Annotated in this window: 7 protein-coding genes and 2 pseudogenes; 4 read left to right on the top strand and 5 right to left on the bottom strand. The window is 50.4% G+C overall.

Annotated features, from left to right (window positions below):
* Positions 1 to 205 precede the first annotated feature (205 nt).
* Both GSQ70_RS20060 and GSQ70_RS20055 read left to right on the top strand, forming a co-directional pair.
* Positions 206 to 1,114: a DDE-type integrase/transposase/recombinase gene (locus GSQ70_RS20060; RefSeq protein ID WP_158784172.1), complete on the top strand. Its 909-nt coding sequence runs from the start codon at positions 206 to 208 to the stop codon at positions 1,112 to 1,114.
* A gap of 646 nt (positions 1,115 to 1,760) precedes the next feature.
* A pseudogene (locus tag GSQ70_RS20055) lies at positions 1,761 to 2,281 on the top strand (recombinase family protein); the annotation flags it as partial.
* Between the two features lie 85 nt (positions 2,282 to 2,366).
* On the opposite strand, the gene GSQ70_RS20050 reads toward GSQ70_RS20055, so the two are convergent.
* From GSQ70_RS20050 to GSQ70_RS20040, 3 genes are all read right to left on the bottom strand, one after another.
* A complete protein-coding gene (locus GSQ70_RS20050; RefSeq protein ID WP_158784171.1) occupies positions 2,367 to 3,338 on the bottom strand; it encodes a ParB family protein in 972 nt (323 codons plus the stop codon).
* Positions 3,322 to 4,539 carry an AAA family ATPase gene (locus GSQ70_RS20045; RefSeq protein ID WP_158784170.1) on the bottom strand — a complete coding sequence of 406 codons (1,218 nt, stop codon included), beginning with the start codon at positions 4,537 to 4,539 and terminating at the stop codon, positions 3,322 to 3,324. Before GSQ70_RS20045 ends, GSQ70_RS20050 begins: the two co-directional genes overlap by 17 nt.
* A 287-nt stretch (positions 4,540 to 4,826) precedes the next feature.
* Entirely contained in the window at positions 4,827 to 5,273 is a 447-nt protein-coding gene (locus GSQ70_RS20040) for a DUF1173 family protein (protein WP_158784169.1), read from the bottom strand.
* Positions 5,274 to 5,783: 510 nt separating this feature from the next.
* Between GSQ70_RS20040 and GSQ70_RS20035 the strand changes: the two genes are divergently transcribed.
* Both GSQ70_RS20035 and GSQ70_RS20030 read left to right on the top strand, forming a co-directional pair.
* A complete protein-coding gene (locus GSQ70_RS20035; RefSeq protein ID WP_158784168.1) occupies positions 5,784 to 6,104 on the top strand; it encodes a type II toxin-antitoxin system RelE/ParE family toxin in 321 nt (106 codons plus the stop codon).
* Positions 6,094 to 6,372: a helix-turn-helix transcriptional regulator gene (locus GSQ70_RS20030; protein WP_199257287.1), complete on the top strand. Its 279-nt coding sequence runs from the start codon at positions 6,094 to 6,096 to the stop codon at positions 6,370 to 6,372. The genes GSQ70_RS20035 and GSQ70_RS20030 overlap by 11 nt, the downstream gene beginning before the upstream one ends.
* A gap of 214 nt (positions 6,373 to 6,586) precedes the next feature.
* Here GSQ70_RS20030 and GSQ70_RS26455 read toward each other — a convergent pair.
* Positions 6,587 to 6,955 (bottom strand): annotated as a pseudogene (locus GSQ70_RS26455) (integrase core domain-containing protein); the annotation flags it as partial.
* Positions 6,903 to 7,739 carry a DsbA family protein gene (locus tag GSQ70_RS26450; protein ID WP_370521090.1) on the bottom strand — a complete coding sequence of 279 codons (837 nt, stop codon included), beginning with the start codon at positions 7,737 to 7,739 and terminating at the stop codon, positions 6,903 to 6,905. The gene GSQ70_RS26450 and the pseudogene GSQ70_RS26455, both read right to left, overlap by 53 nt.
* Between the last annotated feature and the right edge of the window lie 125 nt (positions 7,740 to 7,864).

Genomic DNA, 7,864 nt, shown 5'->3' with positions numbered 1-7,864 from the left:
GCCGGTGAAAAGATGTCTGGCAGGGGGGGGGATATGCAGGGGGCCAGAGTATAAAGCGGAGCTCCGGTCATGCAAACACCCGATATTAGACGTCAACTATCCTGGCCGACGCATTGACTCAGCATTTTTGTTACCCAACACGCACTGTTGCCTCACCAAAATTGTTACTTTGGCTGTGTGATAAATAATCGCCAGAGGTACATTTATGAGCAATGCATTATTGCCAATTGATACCCGCCGTCAGTTGCTACGGGCGCTGAGAACACGCTATCAGGCAGCCAGTAAAGCCGAGAAAACCCGGATCGTCGAAGAGTTCATACTGATCAGCGGGTATCATCACAAATCAGCAATCCGGCTGCTGAATGGTGCTGTCACCAGCGGTAGCCAACAGCGTCGCCCGGCCCCGGCTCGTTCGGTTTATGGCGCCCCTGTTCAGCAGGCTCTGATTGTTCTCTGGGAAGCTTCAGATCGGTTGTGTGGTAAGCGTCTTAAGGCGTTACTGCCTCAGCTTATTCCGGTGATGGAGAAACTCGGGCATCTCAGTCTGAATCCAGCACTCCGCGACCAGCTTCTGAAAGTCAGTGCATCGTCCATCGATCGCCTGTTGAAAGAAGCACATACCACTGCGGGTAAAAAGCGTAACCGGGCGGTTAACCGCGTCAGTAAAAATATCCCAGTCAGGATGTTCACCGAGCATGAGCGGCATTCCCCGGGATTTATGGAAATGGATCTGGTTGCACATTGTGGCCAGCATCTCTCTGGCACCTTTTTGTGGACACTATTGCTGATAGATATCGCCAGTGGATGGACAGAATGTGTGGCGTTGCCGGCACGTAACGCTGAGTTGATCATCCGTGCTATTGATAAGGTTCAAAAAAGTCTGCCGTTCCCACTTCTTGGCCTTGATGTTGATAACGGAGCCGAATTTATCAACGAAGCCTTATTTGAATACTGTTCTGCCAGATGTATCGCGCTGGCACGTTCCCGGCCATACCGGAAAAACGATCAGGCCTGGATAGAACAAAAAATGGTTCTGTGGTCTGAAAGCTGGCGGGATATGCTCGTCTTGACGGGAACCTGCGGTAAAAGCGATGAACCAGATGTACATAGCTAATCGATTCTTTATTAACTTTTTTCAGCCATCGTTCAAGCTTCTGGATACGCAACGCATTGGCGGGAAAACGGTTCGCAGACATGACGCTCCCAAAACACCCTATAATCGACTGACAGAGCTGCATACTCTACGTTCTGAGCTCCGGTGCCATTTTGACGATATCATCCACGAACTTGATCCTCTGAAGTTGCAGGAAAACATTCGACTTTATCAGCACCAGCTGGCGCGAATAGCTGTCGGGGATCCTGTTGGAGACAAGAACAGCGATTTAACTGCGTTTTTGCAGGGCCTCTCCGTAGCCTAGCAGGAGGGAGCAGTGAATCCTTTGCATCATCCAGCACCATCAAAACCTCGCCACTGACGGACCCGGGCAGATCCCTTCGCGGATGTCTGGAACGAAATCGAATGCTGGCTGAAAGATGAACCGCAGCTGGGCAGCACCGAATTACTTCTCAAACTTGAAGACGCACATCCGGGCAAATTCACTGAAGGCCATCGCAGAACACTGCAACGCTGGTTGCAGGAATGGCGTGTCCGGATGGTCAGAGAACTGGTCTACGGCACTCGTGCTGATGGTAACGTTTCAGCTGAAGCAAGAAAGTAACATTAACTGGTGAGGTAACACGACGGACGGAGTAATTGTCGCCTAATAATCTGTAACTATTACGCGGAAAATGAATCCGGGCCCGCCTTGACCGCCCTGAACTGTTCCGCCTGCTCAGGGACTCGCGGCGTGGTGACGTACTGCTGGTTGAGGATGTCGATCGCCTGTCACGCCTGGCTGGCGACGACAGGAACGCCCTGAAGAAAATGATCGGCAGAAAGGACGTCAGGATTGTGGCCGTTAATGTGCCCACGACCTGGCTGCATCTCTCGCCGGCGATGGGTGATTTTGACAACAGGATGTTTGGCGCCATCAATGACATGCTCCTGGATATGCTGGCCGCCATTGCCCGCCGGGACAATGAACAGAGGCGGGAGCGTCAGAAGCAGGGTATTGAAAAGGCCAGGGCGGCGGGAAAATACCGGGGAAGAAGCATTAACCAGCACCGGCACGATACCATCAACCGCCTCATTGCCAGCGGCAGCTCCTGGGGTTGTGTCGCATTAACGACAGTAGGCCGACAAAAGCCTACTTCTGAAACAGGAAGACGTTTACATCAATGAAATCGTGGAGATTTCACCCTGAAATTCCCAAGTACAATCCTTTAAATTCATCAACTTAGAAATGAAATCTGGGTGGGGAAAATTTCTATTCATTCTCAAGATACTCCGACAGAACTCGCTGTACAGCTGCATCAACCGATTCCTGCAACTCAGCTGGCATACGGTTGAACTCATAGCTGAACATACGGCCCCGGCTCTTTTTGCGAGCATAACGATTCTTATCGGTAAATTCCCAGAGAGAGGTAACAGTAACTTTTTCACCCGTCGTTTTTTGAGCTGTCAACGCTGCTTCAGATTTGACTATTGCTACGATCTTATCTTTGACTTCATCTTCAGCGAGAGAAGGATTATTCCAAACCTCACCGAGCATGGTACTGATATCAGCGATAAATTCACGCAACAGGATCCCTTTCTCCTTCAACAGTTCTTCAGCGACCAACAACGTTTTGTAATCCGGGTAGGTTAGTTCGCTCTGCACCGGAAAAACAGCCAGCATATCAGCAGACACGCTGGCAGCCTGGAGAGCCCTGGTCACTTTAGCCTGAGACAGATTTTCGTCCTCTGCGATTTCTTTCTGCGACAGTCCGCTGTTTTTAAGGGCAAGTAAACGCATCCCGACTTCCCGCAGATTGTGTTCTCTGGCGGTCTGAATATCCTTTGCCAGATCTTTCGCTTCAGTTGCAGTTAACTCCTCATCGGTGGCAAGAACATCCAGTCCAACGCCAGTCAAAATAGCGGAGGCCCGCCTGCGGGAACCGTCAAGAATATTGATCCCGTTCTCGTTGCGAACGCCTATCACTGGAAAGAACTGCTGCAGACTTAGTGTGCGGGTAATATCTTTCAGAGATTCAGGTGTCAGCCCTGACTGCTCCCTTCCGTTAATGTCCTGAACGACGTATGTTCCGCTTTCCACTTCGTCAGCAGGGACCGATAATTTTGTAAACAGCACTTTTCTGCCGCTGGACAGAGTAAAAACCCGCTTTGACTCTTCCTGTAGCTGCTCCTGAATACTTGGCGAAACAAATGTACGCCCAATTGTTTTACGTTTCATACCCACCGATCACCTCGTTAGTTCTGATAAATTCGATACGATCAAAGACGGCTTTAGCAAAATCTTCTGCAGCAGAACGTGCATTCTTAAGGGCTTCACTGCTGCCCACATAAGTGGCCGGATTTGCAGAAATAACGGTATCAAAGGACTCCCCACACCGTTCAAAGCCATCAAGACGTGGCAGGACAGCATCAAGCATGTCCCCACCAAAAATCTCTTTTGCAAGACTGTGGCACATTTTGTGATCGGCTTTGTTGGCCAGTTTGGACATAAAGCCTATGTTGCCCTGCAGCCGACATTTAAATCCAGAGGACTCAATCATGCTGATTAGTTCCGGCAATCGGGTCAGGTATTTTAGCGTGGAGTGAAACTCAACCTGAGCTGGCGGAACCGGCGTCATCAGCAGATCAGCAGCTGCAATGGCATTTTTAAGGAAAGCGTCAAGATGAGGTCCGCTGTCAACAAAGATGAAGTCATAGTCAGAAGAAATTTTATCTATAATGTTCTCACGCAAAACTGCATGCGGATTCTGTCCCGATAAATGTTCTTTGCACAAACCTTCCCAGTCAGATGCGATGAACGCATCGTCAATCGAGGCAGGCATAACATCCACACCTGGCACAACTGACTGAACGATAAAATCATTCAGCAATTCTTCGCGGGTGACGTTTTGAAGCATCGCCTGTGCAGATGTTGTCTCAACCATACCAATGGCCCGGCTGTGGTTCAGGAACATGGTTGCTGAAGACTGAGGATCGAGATCGATAACCAGGATACGTAAATCTTCAAAAAGGAGGTGAGGGTGCGCCCTCAGCGCATGGGCCAGCGAAACAGTAGAAACAGTTTTTGACGCACCGCCTTTAAGGTTTCCTACAAAAGCGACCATAGCTTCGGAATAACGATCGCGATATTTAGGCACTCCGCGATGATGATAGATGTCGATGATATTCTGGATGCTCATGGCGAATTTCGTTGAAGAACCGGCTGCACGTTTGTCGAAAACGTAACCGGCAGCTTCCATTTCGCTTACAGCATAATCAACATTCGCCCGTGTCAGTTTGGGGAGCTTCGAAAGAGCTGCTTTCGCATAAACCTGAAAATACTCGTTCTCGTTAAGCTCTTCTTTCTGAGAACGAATCTGTTCAGTGAGAGCAACCAACATTTTGTTGGCACGGTTGGCGATCTTGCCAGTCTGATTTAAATCCATAATCCTTTAAATCTCCTTTATGTTGCATTTTAGCATAAAGGAAACAATCCAGCATAAAACAAATAAAAGCAACATATTTAGCTGAATTTTACTGACGGATCGCACAGTACGACGCAGGGTAGACGGAGAAAGCCCGATTGCTTATTCAATCGGGTACATGAAGTGTAGTGAAGTCAGTATGCCCTCCAGTTGGAAGCTGCAGAAGAAAGCAGTTGAAGACGCATCACTCGCCACAGACAGCGACCGGGCGCAGCAAGCAAACCGTCGAGAAAGCGAATTTAGAACGACTAATTTTCTTCAACTGGCCACGGATACTTTTCTGCATAGCTGGCAGCCCTGCATGGAAAATCCGTGATTTTTTTTCGCTGAGGGTCACCTGCAGCATCCCAACCCCACCAGGACTGAGGATAATGCGTGTTATACCAGACTGTTTTCTCCTGCCGGTGCAACAGATAGCCTACCTGGTCAAGGCCCCAGACTTCCATCGGATATATGTCACCAGATGGAGTGTCTGTCAGGCAGAAATTCGGATGATATTCAGCCAGATCAGAGTCATAGATTAGTGGCTTCAGGAAGGACCTCCTCTCACGGCAGAGTTTTTCTTCAATAACAGCTTCATTGGCTGAGTCCAGCGGAATAAGCCTGTCACTGACCATCATGAGGCATACCTGACGTACAGAGGCTCTTTTATACTCTCCCTTGATCTCCGGTACATCAGTTACGGCAATGAACATCACTGCTCCCCTTTCTTCCACCACTCCACCTCCCTGGGGAATCTGGCCAGCGAGTCCTTCCAGCGGGTACAATCTATATTGAGATAAAAGTGCTTTTCTTTAAGAAACCCGTCTGTCGGCAGGAGGCCTGTTCCTTCAGCATATTTATCGTTCCACGGTTTCAGCTGGGAAATGATGATGAAGCGCCGCTGTTCTTTATGCACATAAATGAACGCATGAAGATTTTCATCTTGATGGCCAAGAATTAAGGTTCTGTCGCATTAACGACAGCAGGGCGACAAAAGGTGCATTGGCTACTTTTCAGGCAGCCAGCAGGTAAAACTAATCTGCCGGTGATAACCCGTCCCCCTGCGGATGCTGATACTGCCCTTTGCGTATCATATCTGATTAACTGCTTAATGCGACAGAGCCTATGGATGCAATGCAGCATTGAATAATAGCCTGCATGCTAATTAAGCATTTGAGCTAATTAAGCATTTGAGCTAACATTAAATCAAGGAGGACAGCACATTGTTTACTGTCAGATTTCATGAAGAAGCGGAAACTGAGTTAGACGAGTTGCCCCCGGTGATAGGTGCAAAAATGTTGAAGCTACTTGAGAAGCTGGAACAAAACCCACAGGCGCTCAGAGAGCCGCACTGTAAACCCATCGGAAATGGGCTGTTTGAGCTGACAACAAAGGGCGGTGACATTGCCCGTGGATTGTGGGTTTATCAGTCGGGTAAGCGAATTTTTGTATTGCGGATTTTTATCAAAAAAACACCCAAAACACCGCGCCCTGAAATAGATCTGGCATGGCGCAGGCTGGAGGATATGCAGAATGAAGAGTAAGACTCTTGCAGAAGTAAAAGCAAAAATGATGCAGCGTGAAGAGTTCCGCGCAGCATATGAAGCAGAAGAACGCAAAGAACGCTTGCAGGCGCTACTTGAAGAATGGCGAGATCATGCGGGCCTCACCAGTTCCCAAGTTGCTGAACGGATGGGGGTCAAGCCGCCGACAGTGTCCCGGATGGAAAAAAACATAACGTCAGCAACGTTTGAAACTCTCGCCCGTTATGCCAGGGCTTGCGGTATCAGTGACGCTAAACTTTATTTTTAAATACAGAGGGAAGAACAATGAGGGTACTTCTGGGAACGGCTGCGGCAGTTGCATGAATCGCCACGGATAACCTAGAGACTTCCGAGCCGTTGATAATATAGGTTTTCGTATTCTGCCGGTGGCATCTGATTGCTCGAACCATGCCGACGCCTACAGTGTACTAGCTCAGACCTGATCTGACAGTTACCGGTTATTTATACAGGTGTCTGTCAGATTAAATCTGGTTCAGATTCTTTTCTGCCCAGACCCGTTTTCCATCAAGTAACGTGGCCATTGGCGTACGCCCGCAGCACATTTTCCCCTGATGAGTTCGCTCATTATTGTAATGCCACAACCAGTTGTCCAGATCCATTTGCAGGCTCTCCAGGTCTGCATATAGCTTCTTGCGGAACGTAACCTGATAAAACTCCTGCAAAATGGTTTTATGGAAGCGTTCGCAGATACCGTTCGTCTGCGGGGACATCGCCTTCGTTTTCGTATGGTCGATATCGTTGATGGCCAGATACAGCTGATAATCATGTTGCTCTACTTTACCGCAGTACTCTGTGCCCCTGTCGGTCAGTATTCTCAGCATCGGCAGCCCTGTCGATGGCCGCCTGCAGCGTGGCCTGGTCGGCACCGCCCGGAATGACCGTCACGTTCCCGACCGTGGCACCGCTCACCGGCATCACTATCATCCCCGGCGTGCCCCGCAGCCCCAGAGTCTGCGCCAGCGCGTCGGTGCGCGACAGCACCTTCAGCATGTCATCACTTTTCCCCTTCAGCTTGCCGGCCTGAGCGGCCGCTCTGGTGATATCGGACTGCGTCAGCTGACCTTCGTTATGTCCGGTGGCATACAGGGCGTTGTGGTAAGCCAGGTACGCATCCGCCCCCTTCTGCTGCCAGACCTGCAGGCCGGTTTTCGCCGCCGTCAGGGACGCCTCCCAGCGCTGTGCGAAGATGGGCCATTCCTTAAACACGTAGCGCACCTGCGGGTTTGCCTTCATCAGGGACTCAATCACCGGCGCCTGACGGGCGCACACCGAACACTGGTAATCAAAGAACTCGATAAAGGCCACCTTCGCGTCCGCGGGACCGTATGAGGGCGTACCGCTGTCGTTCAGCAGCGCGTTCTGGTGGTGCAGCACTGCCACGGTCATCGCCTCTTGTTGTTTTTCCTGCACCCGGGCCTGCAGCGCGCGGCTGACGTCAACCAGCACCTCCGGATGGGCCAGCAGGTATGCCTTTGCCACCTCACCAATGCGGGCCTCCTGCGCCGGCGTAAACGGCGGCTGTTCCGGCTCAGCAGCCGTCAGCACGCCCGTGAACAGACCAGCACCCAGTATCAGGGCCAGCGGGGTCCGTTTGAATTTTATCGCGACTGTCATAGCCGTCTCATCCTTACGTCTCGGTTAAAATTTATGTACGGACCGGCACTGTTTCGCCGGCCGGGGAAGTGAAATGTCTTTCACCCAGGCAACAGAGAAAGGGTGGGTACCATTGCTTCCCGAGC

The organism is Pantoea sp. BAV 3049 (assembly GCF_009765445.1).
GTDB lineage: Bacteria > Pseudomonadota > Gammaproteobacteria > Enterobacterales > Enterobacteriaceae > Erwinia.
Note: the sequence above shows the minus strand (reverse complement) of the source record. Positions and strands in the feature narration are given on the sequence as shown.

Coding starts and splice junctions, on each gene's coding strand:
- GSQ70_RS20040 (WP_158784169.1), bottom strand. CDS start 5,273: ATGTTCATTGCCGTAACTGATGTACCGGAGATCAAGGGAGAGTATAAA.
- GSQ70_RS26450 (WP_370521090.1), bottom strand. CDS start 7,739: ATGACAGTCGCGATAAAATTCAAACGGACCCCGCTGGCCCTGATACTG.
- GSQ70_RS20045 (WP_158784170.1), bottom strand. CDS start 4,539: ATGGATTTAAATCAGACTGGCAAGATCGCCAACCGTGCCAACAAAATG.
- GSQ70_RS20030 (WP_199257287.1), top strand. CDS start 6,094: ATGAAGAGTAAGACTCTTGCAGAAGTAAAAGCAAAAATGATGCAGCGT.
- GSQ70_RS20060 (WP_158784172.1), top strand. CDS start 206: ATGAGCAATGCATTATTGCCAATTGATACCCGCCGTCAGTTGCTACGG.